This is a genomic window from Sedimentibacter sp., assembly GCF_038562225.1.
GTDB lineage: Bacteria > Bacillota > Clostridia > Tissierellales > Sedimentibacteraceae > Sedimentibacter.
The window spans coordinates 1-23682 of sequence record NZ_JBCFAS010000001.1; the positions used below are offsets into that span (position 1 = coordinate 1).

The following is a 23682-nucleotide window of genomic DNA, read 5'->3' on the forward strand; positions in this document are numbered from 1 at the left end:
GTTCAGTTGGTTAGAATGCCAGCCTGTCACGCTGGAGGTCGAGGGTTCGAGCCCCTTCCAGGTCGCCAAATATGCTGGTGTAGCTCAATCGGTAGAGCAACTGACTTGTAATCAGTAGGTTAGGGGTTCAAGTCCTCCCACCAGCTCCAAAGATGCGCTCATAGCTCAGATGGATAGAGCAACGGACTTCTAATCCGTGTGCCGGGGGTTCGACTCCTCCTGGGCGCACCATTTAAAAATCATATTATGACTCATTAGCTCAGTTGGTAGAGCACCTGACTCTTAATCAGGGTGTCCAGGGTTCGAGTCCCTGATGGGTCATTGTTTATCAATGAGATCCATTAGCTCAGCAGGCAGAGCACTTGACTTTTAATCAAGGTGTCCGGCGTTCGAATCGCCGATGGATCACTTCCTGGAGAGGTATCGAAGTGGTCATAACGAGGCGGTCTTGAAAACCGTTTGGGTGAAAGCCCGCGTGGGTTCGAATCCCACCCTCTCCGCCAATAAATTTCGGGGCGTAGCGCAGTTTGGTAGCGCATCTGGTTTGGGACCAGAGGGCCGCGGGTTCAAATCCTGCCGCCCCGACCATTAATTATGGGCTTATAGCTCAGGTGGTTAGAGCGCACGCCTGATAAGCGTGAGGTCGATGGTTCGAGTCCATCTAAGCCCACCAATTCCATAATATAAACATTGTATTATGGGCCTTTAGCTCAGTTGGTTAGAGCGCCCGGCTCATAACCGGTAGGTCCAAGGTTCGAGTCCTTGAAGGCCCACTTAAGATGCCCTAACCCATTTTTTTCGACCGATAGGGAGAGAAAAATTGATGGTAGGTCATTTGCAACGAGTTCCCAATTTGTACGACGTAAGGAGTAAATAAATTGGTGAACGAGACTGCATATGCCCAGATAGCTCAGTCGGTAGAGCAGGAGACTGAAAATCTCCGTGTCCGTGGTTCGATTCCGCGTTTGGGCACCAGGTGTAAAGCTGTTTCTTATGAAACAGCTTTTTTTCTTTTTTTGTAAAATATGAACAGATATCTAAGCTTACAATAATGTATTTATGCAATGAAAGGTAAAAACAAGATTGAACTTATAAAGAGGAATCATAATACAGACAAGACCAATGAGAACAAGCAGTGTTTAACCAAATTACAAGGCAGGGCAGCATGTCTGATAATTAATGGCGATATATTAATACAACATTATTAATGGCATATAAATGCAGTACATATACTTTCACTGATACGGAACTTGGTGCTCAAATTCAATTTTAAGGATGGCCTGTTAGCTATAGTGGTTTTAGTTGAACGACATTAAATAATTACATAAAATCGATTTTGAAGCCTTTGCAGCTGCTCATAATGCTGAAAATATTGCATGTATAAAAGGATGTTCCAAACTCCCCTAGAAGATATGTGTTCCCTTACCGGCATAAAAAAAACACCGCTTAAAGCGGTGCTTTAGTTAACCAAACAGTGACAGGAGTATACCTGCAGCAACTGCTGAGCCTATTACGCCTGCAACGTTAGGACCCATTGCATGCATTAGAAGATAGTTCGATGGATTAGCCTTTTGTCCTTCAACCTGAGATACACGGGCTGCCATTGGAACTGCAGAAACTCCGGCAGATCCGATCAGCGGGTTTACTTTTCCTCCGGTTACAACATACATTAGCTTTCCTATGAGAAGTCCGCCTACTGTACTGAATGCGAAAGCTGTGAGTCCCAGAGCGATTATCTTGAGGGTTTCCGGCTGAAGGAACTTATCTCCTGCAGCTGTAGCTCCGACTGTAAGTCCAAGGAAAATTGTTACGACGTTAATAAGAGCATTTTGTGCAGTGTTTGAAAGTCTTTCAACAACTCCTGATTCCTTGAATAGATTTCCAAGCATCAGCATTCCTATGAGGGGAGCTACTGATGGAAGAAGCAGAATACAGAATATTGAAACTAATATTGGGAAACATACTTTTTCAAGTTTTGATACTTCTCTTAACTGCTCCATTTTTACTTCACGTTCCTTTTGAGTTGTGAGAGCTCTCATTATAGGCGGCTGAATAAGCGGTATCAGTGCCATGTATGAATAAGCAGCTATTGCTATTGGAGCAAGGAGGTGAGGTGCCAGTTTTGATGTAAGGTAAATTGCAGTTGGACCGTCAGCTCCGCCGATTATTCCTATGGATGAAGCTTCTGCAGCAGTGAAGCCAAGTGCTGAAGCAATTATGAATGCAATGCTTATACCGAGCTGAGCTCCGGCTCCCATGAAAAGACTGCTTGGCCTTGCTATGAGGGGACCAAAGTCTGTCATGGCTCCAATGCCGAGAAATATCAGGGAAGGATAAATTCCTTTTTTAACTCCTAAGTACAAGTAGTACAAAAGTCCTCCCGCTTGATTTGCACTTGCCGGTTCGGCCATAAGGTTGGCCAAAGGAAGATTGGCAAGCAACACTCCAAAGGAAATAGGGAGCAGCAGCATTGGCTCGAATTTTTTTACAATAGCCAGGTACAAAAGCACACAAGCCACTACTATCATTACGGTAGACTGCCAATTCAATGCGGCAAAGCCGGAATCATTCAGCAGTTTTAATATGGATTCAATAAACATTTTTTCCCCCTTATTGTATAACCATCAGGATGTCATTTGTTGATACGTTTGAACCTTTCGAAACCATAATCTGAGATACAACACCATCGATAGAAGCAAAAATTTCATTCTCCATCTTCATGGCTTCAAGGATGAACAAAAGTTGACCCTTTTTTACCTTGGCTCCGATATTTGCCTTGATGTCAAGAATTGCTCCCGGCATCGGGGCCTTTATTGGTTCACCGTTTCCGGCAGCCTGGGGAGCAGGTGATTGAGGCGCAGGACTTTGAACCTGAACAGCTGCCTGAGGTGCAGGTGCTGTCTGGGTAGTTGTTTTTACAATACTTGCCTTTCCTTTTTCTACTTCAACTTCATATGCTTTATCATTAATATTAACTACATAAATCATTTCAATTTCCTCCTTATTTTAAATGCTATTAAGCCTGAACCAATTTAATTGATTTGAAACATAAATCTGTAAGCGGAATTCCAGATTCATCGCTTACGATTGCCATTATTAATGCTGCAGTTTGTTCGTCAACTTCCTTTAACATAAGTGCACCGCCGGATAAGTCATCTTCCTGAACAGATTGAACAGTTTCTAATGCTTCGGCAGCAGGCTCCTTTACGAAATGGCTTATTATTGCCGAAAAAATTCTGATCAATGCAAACAGCGATACAAGTACTCCAAATACTACTGATATGCAAAACAGTGCGATTAATAAACTTTCTGTCATTGCCATAATTTTCACCTACTTTCTTGTGATCGTATAGTAAACGGTTTTTGATTCTTTTTCTTCTCTTTTTTTGAAAAATGCTTCTGCTATTTGCGGGAAGGCAATGTATGAAAGAACATCCTCATCGTTTCTTGCCACATCTTTCAATTCCTTCTTTGTCTTCTCGAACAATGGTTCCAACGTGTCGGCAAATCTTGATGTCATTGGCTTTTCATCACCCATAACCTTATTCATGAGCTCTGAATCAATTTCTCCCGGAGCTCTGCCGTATTCTCCCTTGACGTAGGATTTCACTTCTTTTGATATGTTTTTGTATCTTTCTCCTACAAGGATGTTTGTAGCTGCCTGAACACCTACCATCTGGCTCATGGGAGTAACAAGCGGCGGATATCCAAGGTCTTTTCTTACTCTTGGGGTTTCAGCCAACACATCTTCAAGCTTGTCGATTGCATTTTGAGCCTTAAGCTGAGAAATGAGGTTTGAAAGCATGCCTCCGGGTATCTGGTAAACAAGAGCATCTGTTTCTGTGCCCATAACAAGCGGATCCATTAGACCTGATGCAATGTAGTCTGCTCTCAACGTTTTGAAGTAATCATTTATTTTCTTGAGAACTTTGTCATTGAGCCCTGTTTCATAACCCATCTGATTAAATGAATAATCCATTGTCTCAGTTGGTGGCTGGGAAGTTCCGCCGCTAAAAGATGATATTGCAGTATCTATTCCGTCACAGCCTGCCTCAACAGCTTTTGCATAAGTTACAGGAGCTAATCCTGTAGTTGAATGAGTGTGAAGGAAAACCGGAAGCTTTACGCTTTCTTTGAGTGCCTTTACCAGGTCGTACGCTTCCTGCGGTCCCATGATCCCTGCCATGTCCTTTATACAGATTGAATGTACTCCCATTTTCTCAAGTTCTTTACCCATTGCAGCATATTTTTCAAGATTGTGTATGGGACTTACGGTATAGCAGATGCAGCCCTGAGCATGCTTGCCCTGCTTCTTAACTTCATCAACAGCTGTTTCTATGTTTCTGAAATCATTCAGAGCATCGAAAATTCTGAATATGTCAATGCCATTCTTGGCTGAGAGGGCAACAAATTTTCTTACAACATCATCAGGATAGTGTTTGTATCCTAAAATGTTCTGGCCTCTGAAAAGCATCTGCAGCTTTGTGTTTTTTACCTTTGATTTGATTTTTCTAAGTCTTTCCCAAGGATCTTCATTCAGATATCTAAGGCATGAATCAAATGTCGCGCCGCCCCAGCATTCCAGGGAATAGTAGCCTGCCTGATCCAAGGTCTCCAAAATTCCCTCGAAGTCTGAAAAAGGCATTCTGGTTGCAACTAAAGACTGCTGCGCGTCTCTTAAAACCGTTTCGGTTATATTTACTCTCATAATCTTCTCCTTCACTTAAGTCATAGCGTTGCTATGCAAATTTATTCATTATTATTTAAAAGCTTTATATTGCTTTTTAAATTAACATTAAAGTATGTTTCATATATTTTGCGGACTCTTCACATTAAATATGTAAGTCAGACAATTATAAATCCAATTACCGAGTCAATATCTTGTGAAACCTAATTACTAAAATATCCCTTGTAAACTTAGTGCGAATTTTAATTGCACTGTTTAATGTAATGGAGTTTCTAAAATAAGCTTTAATTAATTAGGTTGCTTATTTATGAGTGAATTATACAACAACAATTCAATGGTGTCAATGGTAAAAATCAATTTTCGCCTTATTAAAACAACCGAAATAAAATTACTCCGCCTTAATATTTTGGCCATAAAATTATCGACTTAATAAAATAAAGCAAGAACAAAAGCGGGTTAAATAAAAAATTCTAAAGGTGCTAAAAGTTACAAAAAAAAGGAGCAGCCTTTTCAGGCTTGGCTCCCAATCAGCAAGCATATGCTCTTAAAATTAAAATATGAAGGAATTTTATGCTTTTTTCTTAAAAATATTAAATTTATTGCATTGAAAATGTATTTATATCGGAGCAAAGAAAAAAACTGCCTTCACAAGACAGTTTTCACAGTTAATGCGTCAGAGCAGCTTCTTCTGCAAGGTTAAGAAGTGCTAAATACTGAATCCAGGATTGTTTTTACCGTATTTATCATGTTGTCATAGTAGAGTTTTTCATTGAGTTTAACCGGTATAAGATTTTTTTTGATGCCTTCTATGGCGGTGTAGCTTTTCAGCTTAAAGTCGTTGTTGTCAAAAAAGTAAAACTCGCTGATTGACTTGTCCTTGTAGAAACCGACGGGAATGTTCAAATCCATTGTCTGTTTGTTTATGCTGACATTTAGGCTGAAGTTTATGGCAGGATGAATATAGTCAGTCTTCATGTCGGATATTACGCTGAATTTGCTCTTCAGAGAATTTTTGCGAATTGTGAAATCCTGCCGGTTTACTTTCACAAGAAGATTGCTGTAGCTTAAAACATGGTCGTAAAGTCCGAATATGGCGTTCATTAAAGAAGGAAGGTTTATAACATCCTCATAGTTATGCTGCAGTATAAGAAAAGAAAATTCATTTCGCGGTTCAATCCTGTAAGCCTGGTACAACACTGTTATGTCTTCTCCGGTAAGGGTATCTGTTCTTTTGATGTTGAAATGTTCCTCAGCTGTTTTCAGTTTGAAGTCAGGAATGGGAACCTTATCTTTCACCTGCCTCAGGCAGTTGTACAGGTCTATTTTGACGAAACTTTCAAAATCAATGTCTACTCCGTATTTTTGAGCCTTAAATGATAAAAAAGGAATGTCAAAGCTGTTTCCGTTGTATGTTATTATGAATTTTCGACCTTTTAAGAGATCCCTTAAATATTTAAGGGCTTCAGGTTCGTCCACTTTGTACTGGCAGAAAATCTGGCATACTTTGTAGATAGTGTTTTCATAATACAGCAGTGTTATAGAAATTATGTCTGCATACTGTCTGGACAAACCTGTTGTTTCTATATCAAGAAATACTGACTGCTTCATCAGCTCATTCAGATTCATGCTTGAAGTGACTTCTGCTTCTTTTGAGTTAATAATCATTGATCCTCCATTTAAATCAGATAAAATACTTTGATTAATTCATGGTTATCTGATAAAATATTAGGTGGTATTTGTGTATATACTTGTTTCGTTATTTACCTTTTACGCAATGGGAATAGTATCTTATGAGCACGGATTTTTCTGGTGGCTTTTCGCCGCTGTTGTTGCAGTGCTCTTTTTTAATGCCTTAGCCTTTAAAAAGTTCCTCTACAATTTCGTAGCTGCTGTATTCCTTTTGCTGTCAGCACTTAATTGCTATTATAATTCAAATTCGGTGCTTGTACAACACATTAATGAAAATTTGGACTTCACGTTGAGAATAGAAAGCGAAAATGAAGGAAGCGGCGGCTCCCGATATTCAAGCTTCAATGCAGAAGTTACACAGATAAACGGGATTAATCTTCACAGTCATGAGAATACCATTGTATATGTGAGAAAAAATGACGGGGTAGAGGAAAACAGTACTGTTAAAATCAAAGGAAGCGTTTCGGATTCTGAATTTTTCAAAAATCGCATGCTGTTCAGCTACAGAAACTATCTGAGGTCAAGAAAAATTAATGCTGTGATTTTTGCTGAAGGTTCTGCTGTCACAACGGAAAAAGATTATTCTAGTATAAAAGGTTTGTCTCTTAAGTTTAAAAAGTATACGGAGAAGACCTTTTACGAAAATCTTCACAGGAACAATGCGGAAATTCTGCTTTCCGTAATACTCAGCGACACGGATTACCTGGAGGAGGACTTTTATCTGGGTATCAGGGAGATGGGGCTTGCACATATTTTTGCTGTTTCAGGAACGCATGTAGCATTGATGTACGGATTCCTGATGGCTGTTTTTAAAATGACAGGAATGGGAAGGCGGTTGTCCTGGGGTGTTAGCTGGGCACTCATATGGAGTTACGGATTTCTCATAGGGTTTCCTGTTTCTGTGGTCAGGTCCCTGGTGATGTTCACTCTGCTTTTCGGGTCAGAAGTGCTTTACAGAAAGTACAGCTCTTTAAATGCCCTTGGACTGGCGGCATTGGTGCTGACTTTATACAACCCTTTCTGGCTTTTTGATGCAGGCTTTCTGCTTTCATTTGCAGCAGCCCTCAGCCTTGTCCTTTTCAACAGGTACAAAGATTTAATAATACCAAAGGACATAAAATATCTTAATCATTTGTTCATGTATTTATTTCTGCAGGTTTTTACTTTTCCTGTCATCTCATATTTCTTCAACTACTTACCGCTCATGGGTATACTGTACAACCTGCTGCTTTTGCCGGTTTTCTCCGTTATTCTGGCATGGGGGTTCCTGCTTCTGATTTTTGACCCTGCTATTCACTTAATTTTGAAAATACCTTTTGAAGTTCTCAATTTCGTCCTGACAACGCTAAGGCATATAGTATACAGCTCTGAAAAAAATTTTTTCAACGGTATAACCGTCCGGTCAATGACCGTTTGTGAGACTGTGTTTTTCTACGCTGCAGTCCTGCTGATACTTTTCATGCTTAATAACCGCAAATTACGCGTAAGGAAGTATATTTTTGCTTCACTTATAGGATTTTATGCTGTAACATTTACTTTGTTTCCTATTTTTGACCGGGGAATATATTTCAATGTGGCCGATGCGGGACAAGGGTTGTTTGCAACGCTGAAATACAGAGATGTCTTTATAATTTTTGACTGCGGAAGCACCAGCAGCGATAAATTCGGGGAGTATACCGTAATGCCATACCTGGTGAAAAGAGGAATAAAAAGCGTAGACTGTGCTTTCATAAGCCACTGGGATGCAGATCATTTCTCCGGACTGGGATATCTTCTAAACAGTTCAGTTAATGTCAAAAACATCATATCATCAGCATCAAATGAAGAAATTCAAAATGCTGCAGTGCTGAACAAGGGCAGCATGGTCAGAATCAAAGGCAATATTATAATCCATGTTCTCTGGCCGGAAGATGGCTACGCTTCAAAAGAAATAAACAACTCATCCATGGTACTGGCGGTTGACTGCAATAACCTAAGAATACTTCTTCCAGGTGATATAGAGGAAGAGGTCGAAAACAAAATTGCCCTCGACCTAACTCCGGCAGACATAGTTGTAGTTCCCCACCACGGCAGCAGCACTTCGTCCTCTGACAGCTTTGTAAAAAAAATCAATGCTTCTGTGGCTGTTCTAAGCTATGGAAGAAACAGTTACGGCATACCTTCAATGGATGTAGTAAAAAGATATAAAGATTCGGGAAGCAAAGTTCTTTCAACTTTTGAACATGGAGAGATTAATTTTGTTTTAAAAGACGGTGTTTTATATTATAATACTTATGAAGGGGAAAATTCAGATAACTTTTTCAAGCTTTACTTTGAGTGGATTATTCCGAAGACCGCCGTATTCCTTGCCATATTTGGTTGGATGCGGCTAAAAAAAGAGGAGTGCTATGAGCTACAAGACAATTACGGATTTGATAGAAAAACATAAGGTACCGAACTGTGTGCTGCTTTACGGTACGGAGGAATACTATATAGATGATGCTGTACGAAAACTCAGAAAAAAGTACGTTGATGAAGACTATGAAGGCATGAACTATATGGAAACAGAAAAGATAGAAAGCAGCTTTGAGAATTTTTATGAATTTGTATCCACATTTCCGTTCATGGCCGATAACAAGGTGTGCGTGGTAAAGGACGCAGTTTTTTTGACCTCTACGGGAAGTCTTGGCAAGAAGGAGGAAGAAAAGCTTCTTGGCATGATTGACCAAAACGACAGCTGCATAGCGGTGTTCCTCATTAAGGGAGGAAAACCTGATATGCGAAAGAAGGTCGTGAAAAAAATAAAGGATATAAGCGGGTTGTTTGAAATAAACAAATTGACAGAAGGAGAGCTTTCAAAGTACGTAGCTGACAGATTCCGGGAAAGAAGTCACACCATAAGCATGAAGGATGCGGATTATCTGGCAAACAACTGCGGATATCTGGAATATGAAAGCGTAGTTACTCTGTACCACGTAAACAACGAAGTAGACAAAATTGCAGCCTATGGTGACAAAAAGAAGACCATTGAAGCTGATGATATCGAAAATCTCATGATCAAGTCGGTGGAGAGCAATATTTTCAAGCTTGTTGACAACATATGCGAGGGAAACAAGAAAAGTGCTTTTGAAATATTGGATGAAATGCTCCTCAACAACACGCCTGAACAATTCATCATACACATGATATCCAGGCAGTACAGGATGCTGTACCAGTACATAGTACTTCAGAACAAGGGGTATTCATTCAATGACATTATGAACCGCATGAAGATAAAAAACTTCATTGCAACAAAGCTTTCAAAGCAGGCTAGAAGCCTGGATAAGGCTAAGATCGAACTGTACATGGACAAAATTATTGATGTGGACAGGAAGATAAAGACAGGTGAAATTGACAGCCGAATAGGTCTTGAGCTTATTACGAACGGGATAATAAAGTAAAAGACTTTTCGAAACCAGCCCAAATGGGCAGAGGATAAAATCAAATTAAAAATGAGCAATAAAAAAACCGCCTGGCGGTTTTTTTGGTTCCAGAGATTCATCAACTAACACCACATTCCAGACTATGAGGTTAGTTGATGAATCTTTCGGATTGTTAAGCTTAGAGGTGGAGAACCCACCAACTAAAACTTAAGCAACTTTATTGTTTAATTTGATAGTCATTCTGCTAACTTTTCTAGATGCGGCTTTCTTGTGAACAGTGTTCTTTGCTGCAGCTTGATATAATTTCTTTTCACATATTGTTAAGTATTCTTTGGCCTGCTCTAAGTTACCTTCAGCCAGCGCTGCTTCAAACTTCTTAATATATGTTTTGATTTCAGACTTTCTGCTCTTGTTAGCTTCAGTTTTCTTGTTTATAACCAGAATTCTTTTCTTTGCAGATTTAATATTTGCCAAAATCTTCACCTCCTTCAAAAATCTTATTTGAATGCTCTTAATATAAGCAACTTACTTGCATAAGTGATAATATTTTAGACAGCAAATCAATTATACAGGCATTCGATTCAAAAATCAAGTGTAAAGAATAAAAAAATGAAAAAATTCAATAATAAATCCAATATACATATTATTATATATGGAATTACCAAAATTACAATAAATTTTTTACGGGAGGAACAATGTACTACAGAACAGACTTGGCTTACGAGGCAAATGAGTCCCTTGCCCAAAAAGTCGAAGGGATACGTTTAAATACAAGAAACTTCAGCCACGGTGAAGTTGTGGAACTGGAAATTATTGACGATGAAGCTGAAAAGCAGGTAGGAAAGAAGAAAGGAAAGTATGTAACATATGAAACCAAAAGTCTGAAAAACCTGAGTGATGAATCAAAGAATGAGGTTGTATCAATACTGTCACAGGCCATAAAGGATGTTTCCGGACTTGGAAGAGAAAGAGTTCTGGTTGTGGGACTTGGCAACAGGAATATTACCGCTGATGCCTTAGGCCCCAAGACTCTTGATAAAATTAAAGTCACAAGGCAGTTTTTCAAGGCATACAACAAGGAATTCGACCAGGACTTCAACGAAGTTTCCATATTGGAGCCCGGTGTTTTGGGAACAACAGGAATCGAAACCATAAACACCATAGTAGGAGTGGTTGAAAAGATAAAACCGACGCTTCTTATAATAATAGATGCTCTGGCATCACGAAAAATGAGAAGGCTGTGCTCCGTGATTCAGGTGACGGATGCAGGCATCGAGCCCGGTTCAGGCATAGGCAACATGCAGGGGTCCCTGAACAAGGATACCATTGGCATAAAAGTAGTTGCTATCGGAATACCAACTGTTGTTGACACTGCCACAATAGTTAATGACACCATAGAGATGATGGAGGAGGTACTAAGGGACAAGACGGAGGATGTGGGCCAGATCATGGGAATATTAAGCGACCTGGAATACGACGAAAAACATGCGTTCATCAAGGAAATATTAAGCCCTATGTACGGAGAATCAATCGTTACTCCAAGCTCTGTGGACGAACAGATGGAGGTGTTGTCGGACATTTTGGCCGAATCCATCAACAAAGCAGTGCATCCTGGGTACTGATCAAAACCGTAATGTAATTGTAAAAAATAACAGTGTTATTCAGGAAACAATACACATATACATTAATATATTACAATTAGTGAAGATATGTGGAGTTGAATCATGAAAAGACGAAGAAAAAACAAGGGTGGAACGAAATTTTATATGGTGATGTCGGTCTTGTGTCTGGTGATACTTTTTATCGGATACAGCTATGTTTACAATTTGTCCGAGAAGAGGAAGGAAGGGCAGGAAGTCACCACCATATCCATCAACTACAAGGGTGATGACCAAAGTGAAGGTGACGAGCTGAGCGCGCTTGATAAAATGATGTCCTACTTCAATATATTCCTTGAAAAAACATTCAATGAAAACAATGACGGGCAGGAAGAAGACAGCAAAAATAACGACGGCGAGGATGGCAGCAAGGGCAAACAGGTTCAGGACAACAGCATGGTAGAGTCACCGGATGAAAAGACAAAAGAAGTGTTCAGGACTATCGACAACGAAGAAGAACAGCAAAAGGAACCTCTTGAGATTTACGACGAAAATGAAAACATTGAACAACAGGCCCTTCAGAAGGAAGTGTACCTGGCAAACAACCGAAAAGAAGATTTTTTCAAGATAATCGAGTCAACAACATCAAGGAGCAGCGGTCCTAGAAATTTGTTTTTAGACGCTGCTTCTGCTAATGACAGCCTGAACATCGTGTTGTTTCACACTCACGGCACGGAATCTTACCAGCCGGACAACGGGCAGAACTTCAGAACTCTGGAAGAGGATATGAATGTGACCGGAATCGGAAACAGGATAGCCGCCAGTCTGGAAGGCAAGGGAATAAACGTAACCCACCTGCAGGAATACAACGACTATCCGGACTACAATTCATCATACGCCAATTCCAACTACGCAGTGAGCAAGGTGCTTTCTACTGATAAGAAAAACCTGCTCATTGACATACATAGGGACGGAGCCGAAGAAAATTCCTACTACGAGGAAGTCCTTTCAAAGGTTAAATCCATCGACATAAACAACAAAACGGCGGCCACATGCACACTGGTCGTGGGAGAGAAAAACGGCAACTACAATCAGATAAAGGAAACAGCCGACAAGTTTTACTCCATGGCAGAAGAAATGTATCCGGGGCTGTTCAGAAAAATCATTGTGAGACCCGGAGCATACTTCAACCAGTATCTGTCAGACAGCTCCATGCTGATCGAAATAGGAAGTTCACTCAATACCCTTCAAGAAGCTCAGTATTCTGCAGATTTGGTATCGGAAATACTTCTTGAATACATAGATGAAATAAGTAAATAAATTCTTTTACATTTACATAAATTTTGATATAATACCTTTACCAGTTATTTAGGGAGGTAACATACTTGGACAGAAAAAAATACATAAGGAACTTTTCGATAATCGCTCATATAGATCACGGAAAATCAACTTTGGCTGACAGGCTCATAGAAAATACAGGCCTTTTGTCACACAGGGAAATGCAGGAGCAGGTTTTGGACAACATGGACCTTGAGAGGGAAAGAGGAATCACCATTAAGCTTCAGACCATCAGCCTTTTGTACAAGGCAAAGGACGGCAACAGCTACACGCTAAACCTCATAGACACTCCGGGCCATGTGGATTTCAACTACGAGGTTTCAAGAAGCCTTGCTGCTTGCGAAGGGGCAGTGCTGGTGGTTGATGCGGCTCAGGGAATAGAAGCGCAGACCCTGGCCAACGTGTATCTGGCTTTGGACCAGAACCTTGAGATCGTGCCTGTAATAAACAAAATAGACCTACCCAGCGCAAGGCCTGATGAAATAAAGCAGGAAATTGAAGATGTAATAGGCCTTGACTGCGAGAATGCACCGCTAATATCGGCAAAGGACAACATCAACATAGATCAGGTTCTTGAAGCAATAGTCACTCAGATTCCTGCTCCTGCTGGAGACGAGGAATCACCGCTTAAGGCACTGGTGTTCGATTCGTATTATGACAGCTACAGAGGAGTTGTGGCCTACGTAAGAATAAAGGAAGGCCAGGTAAGAAAAGGCGATAAGATCAAGATGATGGCAACAGGCAAGACCTTTGATGTCACTGAAGTGGGAATAGTATCTCCCACACAGAAACCGGTAGCTGCATTGTATTCAGGCGATGTGGGTTATTTGTGCGCCAGCATGAAGGAAGTGAGAAGCTGCCAGGTGGGCGACACCATAACCAATGCAGAAAGACCGGCGGCGGAACCTCTTCCGGGATATAAGAAAGTTACAAGCATGGTTTATTGCGGAATTTATCCTGCAGAAGGGGAGGAATTCGGCAGTGTCAGAGATGCTCTTGAAAAGCTTCAGGTGAATGACGCTTCACTGACCTTTGAACCGGAAACATCCATAGCGCTGGGTTTTGGTTTCAGATGCGGATTTTTAGGACTCCTTCATATGGAAATAATTCAGGAAAGGCTTGAAAGAGAATTCAACCTTAACATCATAGCAACAACACCAAGCGTAATTTATAATATATTCAAGACAAACGGCGAGATGATGATACTTCAGAATCCTACAAACATGCCGGCCGTTCAGGAAATTGACTATATGGAGGAACCCATAGTCGCGGCATCCATAATGACCCCGACGGAATATGTGGGCGCCATCATGGAACTGTGCCAGAACAGGCGAGGTGTGTTCGAAAACATGGAATACATGGAGGCAACAAGGGTTATACTTCATTATAAGCTTCCTCTCAACGAGGTTATTTACGATTTCTTTGATGCACTGAAATCAAAGACAAGAGGATATGCATCACTTGACTACGAGCTCTCCGGTTATGTGAGGTCTGAGCTTGTAAAAATGGATATACTGATAAACGGAGAACTGGTGGACGCTTTCTCCATCATTGTCCATGCTGACAAGGCATATGAAAGAGGAAGAATGATTGTTGAAAAGCTTAAGGATGTTATTCCGCGTCACCTGTTTGCAGTGCCGCTTCAGGCTGCCATCGGTTCCAAGATAATTGCCAGAGAAACAGTTAAGGCAATGAGGAAGGATGTACTGGCCAAATGCTATGGCGGTGACATAACAAGAAAGAAAAAACTTCTGGAAAAACAAAAGGAAGGCAAGAAGCGCATGAGGCAGATTGGAAGCGTGGAAGTTCCACAGGAAGCTTTCCTGGCCGTACTTAAGTTTGACGAAGATTAAAGAGGTGGATTATGAAAAAAGGTTTGATTGCAATAGTTGCAGTGTTGGTAATAATAGGCATACTGGCCGCTTCCGTGTTTGGCAGCTACAACTCTCTGGTTGCATTGGACGAGAAAGTCAATAACCAGTGGGCAAATGTGGAAAGCAAGCTTCAGAGAAGGTATGATTTGATACCTAACCTGGTAGAATCGGTAAAAGGTGCCATGGCACAGGAAAAAGAAGTGTTCACAGCCATAGCCGATGCAAGAAGCAAGATGGCAGGAGCTCAGACCACGGATGAGAAGGTTGAGGCTTCAAACCAGCTGGAAAGTGCCATTGGAAGGCTGCTGGTTGTTGTAGAGAACTATCCGGAATTAAGGTCTAACGCAAATGTTACCGCTTTAATGGATGAACTTGCCGGAACGGAAAACAGAATTTCAACGGAAAGAGACAGATACAACGAAGCAGTGAGCCAGTACAATGCAACCATCAGGAAGTTCCCGAAAAACATTCTGGCAGGAATGTTCGGCTTCGAACAAAGATCGTATTTTGAAGCAACCGAAGGCGCAGAGACAGCTCCTCAGGTTAAATTCAACTAGGGAGTGAATGCTGTGAAAAAAAGATTGCTTCCGATGATTCTTTGCCTTACATTGGCAATAACCGGCGTTTTTGCCTACGGTGAAGTGAAGCTTCCGGAACCGACCAATCAGTTTTACGTTAACGACTTTGCGGATTTGATGGATGATGAAGCTGAAGCAAACATCGTCAGAGTAAACCAAAATTACGAAAATACCAAGGAAAAACCGCAGATTATAGTGGTGACTGTTCTGGACATGCAGGGACTTGATGAGTACGCATATGCTGTGGAGCTTTTTGAAAAGTGGAAAATAGGAAACAAGGATTACGACAACGGTATTCTGGTTCTACTGGCACTGGAGGAAAGAAGAGTTAAAATTGAGGTCGGATACGGCCTTGAAGGAGCCATAACTGACTCGGAAGCAGGAAGAATACTGGATGATAATATGTCGTATCTTTCAAAAGGAGATTATTCTGCTGGCCTTGAAAGTATTTTTTACAGCCTGGCATTGAAGGTCAACGAGGAGTACGGCTATGACAACGATGAAGTATTCGGCGGCGTTGATGTAAATGTCCAAAACGGAACTTCCGTCGATGCCGGTGCCATATTCAAGGTAATAATGCTCATTATTCTTCTCATAATCATTTCCGGCGGACGCGGCGGAAGAAGGAGAAGGAGAAACCCGTTTATATTCATTCCTCCGGCAGGAAGGTTTGACCGATTTGGAGGAGGACCTCCCACAGGCGGTTTCGGAGGCTTCGGCGGAGGCGGCAGCTCTGGAGGCGGAGGAGCCGGAAGAGGGTTTTGATCAATTAAGAATTAATAGTGAAGAATTAAGAATTAACGAAAAAATTAGGGCTTTCGCCCTAATTTTGTTTTTTGATAGTTTGTTTAACATATGATTTTCATATCTTTATCTTAATGAATTGCGGAAGTATGAAAGCATTGACATAAAACAACTTCCGAAGTTTGATAAATTAACTCGCAATTCTTAACTCTTAACTATTAATTTTTAATTGCATTACGAAATTTTGCCCATGAATATGACTTCGTCAGTTTCAGCGTTTGTAATCAACAGGCCCAGTTCCTCCCAATTTGAGGAGCCCAGATATCCCAGTCTGTCATCCCACGCATCGTCATATTCTTCCTTGGTTACCTTTTCTCCGTCAACATAATATTCTATTTCGGAATCTATCAGTTTAAATCCATCCTGGGAAACATGTTCATCCTCATAATCATAATCGTAGTCGTCATAATCGTCGTAATCATCATAATCCTCATCGTCATCATAATCATAGTCTTCTGAGTAGTCTGCGTCGGCAGCGTCGGTGTACATGTAACCGTAATTGATAAGATTGTACAGGTACTCATACATTTTATCAATACTTTCATCATTGGCGTATGCTTCGGAAAGCTGAGCGAAGAAATCCAAAATTTCCTGATTCTTGACTTCATATGTTACCTTGTCCTTGGTGTAGAGCATTTCTTTCCAGTCTCCGCTTTCATTTGTAATGGTAATTTTCATTTTCAATCCCCCTCATAATCTATTTGTAAAATATATTATAGAATTAAAATTTTAGCATACATTTTTTTGAAATAGCCTTTAAAAATTTCCGGCAGTCGATACATCCCATAAATATATGAAAAACAAGTCGATTTTTGCTGATGAACAACAAAATTATAGAAAATAAGGAACATTTCTTTAACTTTCCATGTCTTTATTTAAAGAAGGTTCAGAATTATGTAACGCAGAATAAAACGATGAGGTTGTAATGATGATGCACACATTTAAATCAGCTTTCCTGATAGAAAGCAACAGAGGTTATGTAAAAATTCCATTCAATGTATGGGATGTTTGCGGACAAAAAGGACTGATACCTGTTGAAGCAGAAATAGCGGGTGTTGCTTTTGAATGCAGACTTGTTCCGAAAGGCAACGGAAATTATTATATACCTGTAACCAAGGAAATTTATAAAAAATTTGATTTTAGTGAAGAATTGGATGTTAAGTTTAAAGTCATCAGAGGACTTAGTCGAATAAACTCAAACAGCCCCTACAGCAAGGATAATCCCATAAGAAAAATTGATGGAATAACATACTTGCGTCAGCCTTGGAATGGGAGCTGCGGTCAGGTCTGTCTAGCGATGATTGCGGGAATTTCCGTTGATGAAGTGATGAAGGTGATGAAATGTGCAAAAACTCAAGTCAGTATAAGCAAAGTAATTGAAACATTAGATTATTTTGGATTTTCACATGGAGCATTTGTATATGCAAAAGGAAAAAAAGTCCAGTTGCCCAAATGCTGCATAGCAAATGTCAGGGGAAAAGAAAAAAGTCATCTTATTGTTTACCATGATGGTAAGTACTTCGACCCTGCCCATGGAATCCTGGATTCATATCCATATGAAGATATGATCAGTTATATGGAAATAAACATATAGAACAGAATATTACTGAAACTAAAGACATTCCATAGTCTGCCGGGGCTGGAATGTCTTTTGATTTATTTATTCGCAAAGAATCTGGCTCGGATGGGTTATATCAAGCATTTTTGTCGCCGGTTCCCTTCCTTCTTGGAATGCAATGAATTTTGCGGGAATTTGGTAATCATCCCCGAAGTGCATTGGTATGAACAGTCTTGGGCGTATCCTTTCAATGAAGTATTCACCTCCGCAAAGGTAGTTTTGTTCAAGCCTTCCGTCAACCGGGAAGAATGCAGCGTCAAAGTTTTTCCCCTTGGCGCAGATGTCATCCATTATGCCCGTAAAAGCATCTTCCATGACACGTTCTTCTTCAGGTGTATCATCCGGCCACTTCCACCAGTTTAAGTCTCCGGCATGGAACAGAGTGAGCCCGTCAATCTGAACAAGGAAACTGATGCCCTCATCTGTGGAGCCGAATGTTGAAAGCTTAAGATCTCCTATTTGCAGCTCCCGATTCCTGCCGATGAAATTCACGTTTTCAGCATTGCTGTAAAGCTTTATGTCCGAACTTAATATGTATGCAGTATCTTTCTTTTTTTCCTGCCACTTGAGTATTTCCCTGTTGAAGTGGTCGTGGTGGCTGTGGGAAGCAAACACATACAGCGCCTTGCTGCTTTCAAATATTTTTTTTAACAGATCGTTAAAATCAAAGTCAGAGCCGGCGCTTTTTTTATTTTTAAAGTAGTCAAAAACCAGAAATGCGCTTTTGGTTTCGACAACGAAGCAGCTGTGGTATACAAACCAAATTTTCATTTAATCACCTCATTTCAATTATAATATAATCCTCAAGTGCTGGCAATAATAACATAAATGTCTTGAATCATAATATTGCCAGAAAAATTATAAAATATATAAAAATTTACAAAAAAGATTTGTAATTGATTAGAACACATAGTATAATGAGAAGTTAATAATTATAAAATGAGGATGATACGATTAATGAAAATTGAAAATGTAATTTTGAATGAAAACATTCAAAGAGCTTTACAGGATATGGGCTTTGAAGAAAGCACCCAGATTCAGCAAGAAGCCATTCCAGTCATACTGGATGGTCATGATATAATAGGACAGTCAAACACAGGAACCGGAAAGACTGCAGCATTCGGTATTCCTATACTTGAAAAGATAGATAGAGATTTGAAATTGCCTCAGGCATTAGTTTTGCTTCCCACAAGAGAATTGGCCGTTCAGGTTGCCAATGAATTCAGAAAAATAGGAAAGTACATGGACGGCATCAAGACCGTTACAGTATACGGCGGAGCCGACATAAAGGCTCAGATATTCAAGCTAAAAGACGGCGCGCAGATTATTGTTGGAACTCCCGGAAGAGTCATAGACCTTATCGACAGGCACGTTATAAAGCTTGGTGAGCTTAAAATTACGGTTCTTGACGAAGCTGACGAGATGCTTAAGATGGGCTTTCGAGAAGACATCGAGCTCATACTCAGCAAGGTGGACCATCCTACGCAGACACTTCTGTTTTCTGCAACACTTCCAGATGACATAAAGAAAATAATCAAAAAATTCTTAAAGGAACCAGTTACAGTAAAGACTCTGAGAGAAGGAATAACAGCCAAGGAAGTAAAGCAAAGCTATTTTCTTGTTAAGCACTCCGACAAGGTGGAGGCGCTGTCAAGAATAATAGACACATACACACCGAAGCTTACACTCATATTCTGCAACACCAAGAAATCTGTTGATGAACTGTACGACCAGCTCATTGAAAAGGGATACAACTGCGATAAAATTCACGGGGACATAAAGCAGGCCCAGAGGCTCGACACGCTGAACAAGTTCAACAACGGCCTTGTGGATGTGCTTATTGCAACTGACGTGGCAGCAAGAGGACTTGACATAAAGGAAGTTGAAGCTGTAATAAACTTTGAGGTTCCGTCAAAGGAAGATTACTACGTTCACCGTATAGGAAGAACAGGCAGAGCGGGAAGAGAAGGAAATTCATTCACACTGGCCAGCTCAAAGGAACTGAAGAAAATTGAAGCCATAGAAAAATACACCAAGAAACCTATAAGAAAAAGAACCATACCTACAGTTGACAAGGTTAATGAGGTAAAACAGGATAAGTTCATCAGAAGCATTGTGGATGTGGTAGAGCAGGGAGATCTGGGTGAAAACAGAACACTGGCAGGAAAACTCCTGGAAAAAGGATACGACGCTGAAACACTTATTGCAGCCATGATTAAGAGGCTCGTGAAATTTGACACCTCAGAGGAAAGAGATCTTAACGATATAGTACCTGAAAGAAAGAAATCACCAAGAGGTGCTTCAAGAAACAATGAAGACATGATCAGATTCCATGTGAACATTGGAAAGAAACAGGGAATACGTCCGGGAGACATATTGGGTGCTGTTGCAGGAGAGTGCGGCATACCCGGTTCAGACATAGGCGAAATCGAAGTTCTGGAAAACTACTCGTTCTTCAATGCAGCTTCAGACCATCAAAGACGGATACTGGACAGGATGATGGGAGCCCAGATAAAGGGCATGGATGTGTTTGTTGAACTTTCTAAGGAAAAGAAGTCCAAGTCAACCAGAAAAGGCTTTGATGAAAAGCAACACTTTTCCAGAGGAAAGTCCAGGAAAAAATAATAAAAAACATATTGACAAAAGTAAAATGTCGGTAATATAATGATTGAAAATGAAAAATGAACTGTGATGGATCGAGTAAAGCAGAAACAGCACCAAAGAGAGGGAAATCTAGGCTGGAAGTTTCCTGTGAATGACTGTTTGAAAACTAATCCGGAGTTAAACTTGAAAGCGCAAGCGTAAGAGTTTGGTATGGATGCCTTAAATCCTTTGAGAAGCAACTAAGGTGGAACCACGAACATCTCGTCCTTAAACGAAAGTTTAATGACGGGATTTTTTTATGACCTAACCCAATTGTGCGACCAGGTTCGCCATGTCTGAGCGTTATTTTGGCAGTTTACGTAACAGGTTATAAAATGGTAATATAAAATTTCAATTAATATATGGAGGAAAATCATGATAAAATTAACTTTGCCTGACAACAGCGTCAGGGAATACGAAGATGGAATTATAGCTTTGGACGTAGCCAAAAGCATCAGCGAAGGCTTGGCAAGAAGCGTTGTGGGAGCTGTTTACAACGGCGAAACCATAGGACTGAAGGATGTCATCAAAGAAGACGGAACAATCAAGTTCCTTAAATTTGAGGACAAGGAAGGAAAGCATGTGTTCTGGCACACTTCATCGCACATTCTTGCCCAGGCGGTAAAAAGGATTTGGCCTGAAGCAAAGCTGGCCATAGGACCTGCAATCGACAACGGTTTCTACTACGACATAGACCTGGACTACAGACTTGTTCAGGACGATTTTGAAAAGATCGAAGCCGAAATGAAGAAAATAGTCAAGGAAGGATTGGAGCTTGAACGCTTTGAACTTCCAAGAGCAGAAGCGATAAAGTTCATGGAGGAACAACAGGAGCCTTACAAGGTTGAACTGATTCAGGATCTTCCTGAAGATGCTGTAATTTCTTTCTACAAACAGGGAGATTTCACAGATCTTTGCGCAGGCCCTCACCTTGAATCAACAAAAAAACCAAAGGCTGTGAAGCTGTTGAGCATCGCAGGAGCATACTGGAGAGGAAACGAAAACAACAAGATGCTTCAGCGTATATACGGCATTTCCTTTGAAAAGGCAAAAGATCTTGAAGATTATATAAAGATGATGGAAGAAGCAAAGAAGCGTGACCACAGAAAATTGGGTAAGGAACTGGGATTGTTCTTCATATCAGACGAAGGCCCGGGATTCCCGTTCTTCCTGCCTAAGGGAATGGAAGTTAAAAACGAGCTTATGAAATACTGGAGAGAAGTTCACAGAAAAGCAGGCTACGTTGAAATCGAATCACCGATAATATTGAACAGACATCTTTGGGAAACTTCAGGACACTGGTTCACCTACAAGGAAAATATGTACACTGTTCAAATAGATGAACAGGATTTTGCCATAAAACCCATGAACTGTCCGGGAGGAATTCTAGTTTACAAAAATGACATGCATTCATACAAGGATCTTCCATTGAGAGTTGCTGAAGCTGGAAGAGTTCACAGACATGAGCTTTCAGGAGCACTGCATGGACTCATGCGCGTAAGGGCGTTCACTCAGGATGATGCCCACATATTCATGCTTCCTGAACAGATTAAGGATGAAATAAAGGGAGTTGCAAAATTAATAGATGACATGTACTCTACATTTGGTTTCTCATACCATGTGGAATTATCAACAAGACCTGAAAAGTTCCTGGGAGAAATCAAAGACTGGGATATGGCGGAAGATTCACTTAAATCAGCTTTGGAAGAAATAGGTCTGGATTATGTAATCAACGAAGGTGACGGAGCGTTCTACGGTCCTAAAATAGACTTCCACCTGAACGACTGCATAGGAAGAACATGGCAGTGCGGAACTATTCAGCTTGATTACCAGCTTCCTCAACGTTTTGAGCTGGAGTATACCGGAGCTGACGGACAAAAACACAGACCTATAATGATCCACCGTGTTGCATTCGGAAGCATTGAAAGATTCTTCGGAATATTAATTGAACAATTTGCTGGCGCATTCCCAACATGGCTTGCTCCTGTTCAGGTAAAAGTACTTCCAATATCAGAGAAGTACAACGACTACGCTGAAAAGGTGAAAGCACAGCTGGCCGAAAAGAACATCAGAGTTGAACTGGACCTAAGAGCAGAAAAGATAGGCTACAAAATCAGGGAAGCTCAGCTTGAAAAGATTCCGTTCATGCTGGTTGTGGGCGAGAAGGAGGTAGAAAACAACGCTGTTTCCGTAAGGGAAAGACAAAAGGGAGACATAGGCTCAATGAGCGTTGAAGAAATAGCCCAAGTAATACAGAACAAGATAAGTACAAGAGAAAATGATTCTCCGCAGATGATTTAATATCTGCTGAACTGAGATACCGCACAGCGGTATCTTTTTTGTTGTCAATAATTATGAATATGCTATAATTATTGTATGAGAAAGAGAGGTTCAAGTTGAACAAAAGGATTGAAGATAAAGACAGGGTTGCGTATGCAGACGCCCTAAAGGTAATTGCAGCTTTTTCAGTTGTTTTTCTGCATGTGGCAGCCGGAGGGTGGAACACCGCTGTCGTGGGTACTCTGCAGTGGCATGCATTCAACATGTATGACAGCCTTGTGAGATTTGGTGTTCCAGTGTTTGTCATGGTCAGCGGGATGTTTTTGTTAAATCCTGAAAAAGATTTAAGCTGCAGCCATATTTACAAAAAATACATACCTAAAATAACAGTAAGCTTCGTTTCATGGTCGATTCTATATGCTTTATATCCTGTTGCCGTTGGAGGCCTTCAGTTTGAACGTGATAAATTTGCTAGGGACTTCATTTTCGGACACTACCACATGTGGTATCTGTACATGATTGTGGGTCTTTACATGGCCTTGCCCATAATCAGAAGGGTAACTCAGGACAGGAAATCCACGGAATATTTCATGGTTTTATCCGTTATTTTTGCATTTTCAATGCCTTTTGCCGCGAAACTCATTCAGTCAGAGGACTTCACGACTTTCATACGCAAGTTTGATTTAAACATCGTGCTTGGATATTCAGGATATTTTGTGGCAGGATATTATATTGGAGAATATGAGCTTAAAAATAAAACAAGGGCACTGTTCTATGTACTGGGTGTATTGGGGGTGTTGGCTACTGCATATTTCACATACTTGCTGTCCATGAATTCAGGAAAACCTGACGCCCTGTTTTACAGCTACCTTTCACCTAACGTGATGCTGGCCAGCATTGGGGTGTTCGTCTTTTTCAGGTACGAGGTTTCAAAGATATGCTTCGGTAAAAACAGCCTTAAGGTTTTGAATACATTGTCTGAGTGTTCATTCAGAATTTATCTTGTCCATGATTTTTTCAACATGATTTTAAGGGATAACGGAATTGACATATTAAGCTACAATGGGTTTTTGTCTGTTCCTGTCATTGCACTTTTGGTATTTGCTTTTAGTTTTATCGCAAGTTACATAATAGGAAAAACACCTGTTTTAAATAAAATATTATAGGAGGAA

General features: G+C 40.5%; 19 protein-coding genes and 9 tRNA genes. 20 read left to right on the forward strand and 8 right to left on the reverse strand.

What is annotated here, in order from left to right:
• Positions 1-73: 73 nt before the first annotated feature.
• The 9 genes from AAGU76_RS00005 (at position 74) to AAGU76_RS00045 (ending at position 975) form a co-directional block, all read left to right on the forward strand.
• Positions 74-149: transfer RNA gene (locus tag AAGU76_RS00005), tRNA-Thr, on the forward strand.
• A gap of 5 nt (positions 150-154) precedes the next feature.
• Positions 155-231 (forward strand) — tRNA-Arg (locus tag AAGU76_RS00010).
• Positions 232-248: 17 nt separating this feature from the next.
• A tRNA-Lys gene (locus tag AAGU76_RS00015) sits at positions 249-321 on the forward strand.
• Between the two features lie 14 nt (positions 322-335).
• Positions 336-408 (forward strand) — tRNA-Lys (locus AAGU76_RS00020).
• Between the two features lie 6 nt (positions 409-414).
• Positions 415-503 (forward strand) — tRNA-Ser (locus tag AAGU76_RS00025).
• An 8-nt stretch (positions 504-511) separates the two neighbouring features.
• Positions 512-588: transfer RNA gene (locus tag AAGU76_RS00030), tRNA-Pro, on the forward strand.
• Between the two features lie 8 nt (positions 589-596).
• Positions 597-673 (forward strand) — tRNA-Ile (locus AAGU76_RS00035).
• Positions 674-699: 26 nt separating this feature from the next.
• A tRNA-Ile gene (locus AAGU76_RS00040) sits at positions 700-773 on the forward strand.
• Positions 774-899: 126 nt separating this feature from the next.
• Positions 900-975 (forward strand) — tRNA-Phe (locus tag AAGU76_RS00045).
• Between the two features lie 488 nt (positions 976-1463).
• On the opposite strand, the gene AAGU76_RS00050 is transcribed toward AAGU76_RS00045, so the two are convergent.
• The 5 genes from AAGU76_RS00050 to AAGU76_RS00070 all read right to left on the reverse strand — a co-directional run bounded on the left by AAGU76_RS00050 (position 1464) and on the right by AAGU76_RS00070 (position 6352).
• Entirely contained in the window at positions 1464-2600 is a 1137-nt protein-coding gene (locus tag AAGU76_RS00050; RefSeq protein ID WP_342483393.1) for a sodium ion-translocating decarboxylase subunit beta, read from the reverse strand.
• A gap of 10 nt (positions 2601-2610) precedes the next feature.
• A complete protein-coding gene (locus AAGU76_RS00055) occupies positions 2611-2988 on the reverse strand; it encodes a biotin/lipoyl-containing protein (RefSeq protein WP_342483394.1) in 378 nt (125 codons plus the stop codon).
• 28 nt (positions 2989-3016) lie between these two features.
• A complete protein-coding gene (locus AAGU76_RS00060; RefSeq protein ID WP_342483395.1) occupies positions 3017-3322 on the reverse strand; it encodes an OadG family transporter subunit in 306 nt (101 codons plus the stop codon).
• Positions 3323-3331: 9 nt separating this feature from the next.
• Positions 3332-4711 (reverse strand): pyruvate carboxylase subunit B, encoded by a 1380-nt coding sequence (locus tag AAGU76_RS00065; protein ID WP_342484656.1) that lies wholly within the window; start codon positions 4709-4711, stop codon positions 3332-3334.
• A gap of 672 nt (positions 4712-5383) precedes the next feature.
• Positions 5384-6352, reverse strand: a complete 969-nt coding sequence (locus tag AAGU76_RS00070; RefSeq protein ID WP_342483396.1) for a ribonuclease H-like domain-containing protein — start codon at positions 6350-6352, stop codon at positions 5384-5386.
• Positions 6353-6425: 73 nt separating this feature from the next.
• Here AAGU76_RS00070 and AAGU76_RS00075 point away from each other — a divergent pair, with 73 nt between their 5' ends.
• Complete coding sequence (locus AAGU76_RS00075; RefSeq protein WP_342483397.1) at positions 6426-8804, forward strand: DNA internalization-related competence protein ComEC/Rec2; 2379 nt, start codon at positions 6426-6428, stop codon at positions 8802-8804.
• Positions 8764-9795, forward strand: coding sequence for a DNA polymerase III subunit delta (gene holA / locus AAGU76_RS00080; RefSeq protein WP_342483398.1), 1032 nt, complete (start codon positions 8764-8766; stop codon positions 9793-9795). Before AAGU76_RS00075 ends, holA begins: the two co-directional genes overlap by 41 nt.
• A gap of 189 nt (positions 9796-9984) precedes the next feature.
• On the opposite strand, the gene rpsT is transcribed toward holA, so the two are convergent.
• Positions 9985-10251, reverse strand: a complete 267-nt coding sequence (rpsT, locus tag AAGU76_RS00085) for a 30S ribosomal protein S20 (RefSeq protein ID WP_342483399.1) — start codon at positions 10249-10251, stop codon at positions 9985-9987.
• A gap of 221 nt (positions 10252-10472) precedes the next feature.
• On the opposite strand from rpsT, the gene gpr reads away from it, so the two are divergent.
• From gpr to AAGU76_RS00110, 5 genes are all read left to right on the forward strand, one after another.
• Entirely contained in the window at positions 10473-11399 is a 927-nt protein-coding gene (gene gpr / locus AAGU76_RS00090) for a GPR endopeptidase (RefSeq protein WP_342483400.1), read from the forward strand.
• Between the two features lie 102 nt (positions 11400-11501).
• Complete coding sequence (gene spoIIP, locus AAGU76_RS00095) at positions 11502-12695, forward strand: stage II sporulation protein P (protein WP_342483401.1); 1194 nt, start codon at positions 11502-11504, stop codon at positions 12693-12695.
• A gap of 65 nt (positions 12696-12760) precedes the next feature.
• Positions 12761-14566, forward strand: a complete 1806-nt coding sequence (gene lepA, locus AAGU76_RS00100) for a translation elongation factor 4 (protein WP_342483402.1) — start codon at positions 12761-12763, stop codon at positions 14564-14566.
• Positions 14567-14577: 11 nt separating this feature from the next.
• A complete protein-coding gene (locus AAGU76_RS00105; protein WP_342483403.1) occupies positions 14578-15144 on the forward strand; it encodes a LemA family protein in 567 nt (188 codons plus the stop codon).
• Between the two features lie 12 nt (positions 15145-15156).
• Positions 15157-15930, forward strand: coding sequence for a TPM domain-containing protein (locus AAGU76_RS00110; RefSeq protein ID WP_342483404.1), 774 nt, complete (start codon positions 15157-15159; stop codon positions 15928-15930).
• Between the two features lie 213 nt (positions 15931-16143).
• Here AAGU76_RS00110 and AAGU76_RS00115 read toward each other — a convergent pair whose 3' ends face one another.
• Entirely contained in the window at positions 16144-16647 is a 504-nt protein-coding gene (locus AAGU76_RS00115) for a hypothetical protein (protein ID WP_342483405.1), read from the reverse strand.
• 247 nt (positions 16648-16894) lie between these two features.
• Between AAGU76_RS00115 and AAGU76_RS00120 the strand changes: the two genes are divergently transcribed.
• The gene (locus AAGU76_RS00120) at positions 16895-17563 is read left to right on the forward strand and encodes a DUF1905 domain-containing protein (protein ID WP_342483406.1); all 669 of its coding nucleotides are present in this window, start codon (positions 16895-16897) and stop codon (positions 17561-17563) included.
• Positions 17564-17629: 66 nt separating this feature from the next.
• Here AAGU76_RS00120 and AAGU76_RS00125 read toward each other — a convergent pair whose 3' ends face one another.
• On the reverse strand, positions 17630-18358 hold the full coding sequence (locus AAGU76_RS00125; protein ID WP_342483407.1) for an MBL fold metallo-hydrolase: 729 nt from the start codon (positions 18356-18358) through the stop codon (positions 17630-17632).
• Between the two features lie 186 nt (positions 18359-18544).
• On the opposite strand from AAGU76_RS00125, the gene AAGU76_RS00130 reads away from it, so the two are divergent.
• The 3 genes from AAGU76_RS00130 to AAGU76_RS00140 all read left to right on the forward strand — a co-directional run bounded on the left by AAGU76_RS00130 (position 18545) and on the right by AAGU76_RS00140 (position 23676).
• Positions 18545-20212 carry a DEAD/DEAH box helicase gene (locus tag AAGU76_RS00130; RefSeq protein WP_342483408.1) on the forward strand — a complete coding sequence of 556 codons (1668 nt, stop codon included), beginning with the start codon at positions 18545-18547 and terminating at the stop codon, positions 20210-20212.
• Between the two features lie 393 nt (positions 20213-20605).
• Entirely contained in the window at positions 20606-22531 is a 1926-nt protein-coding gene (gene thrS / locus AAGU76_RS00135; RefSeq protein WP_342483409.1) for a threonine--tRNA ligase, read from the forward strand.
• Between the two features lie 95 nt (positions 22532-22626).
• Entirely contained in the window at positions 22627-23676 is a 1050-nt protein-coding gene (locus AAGU76_RS00140; protein WP_342483410.1) for an acyltransferase family protein, read from the forward strand.
• Positions 23677-23682 lie beyond the last annotated feature (6 nt).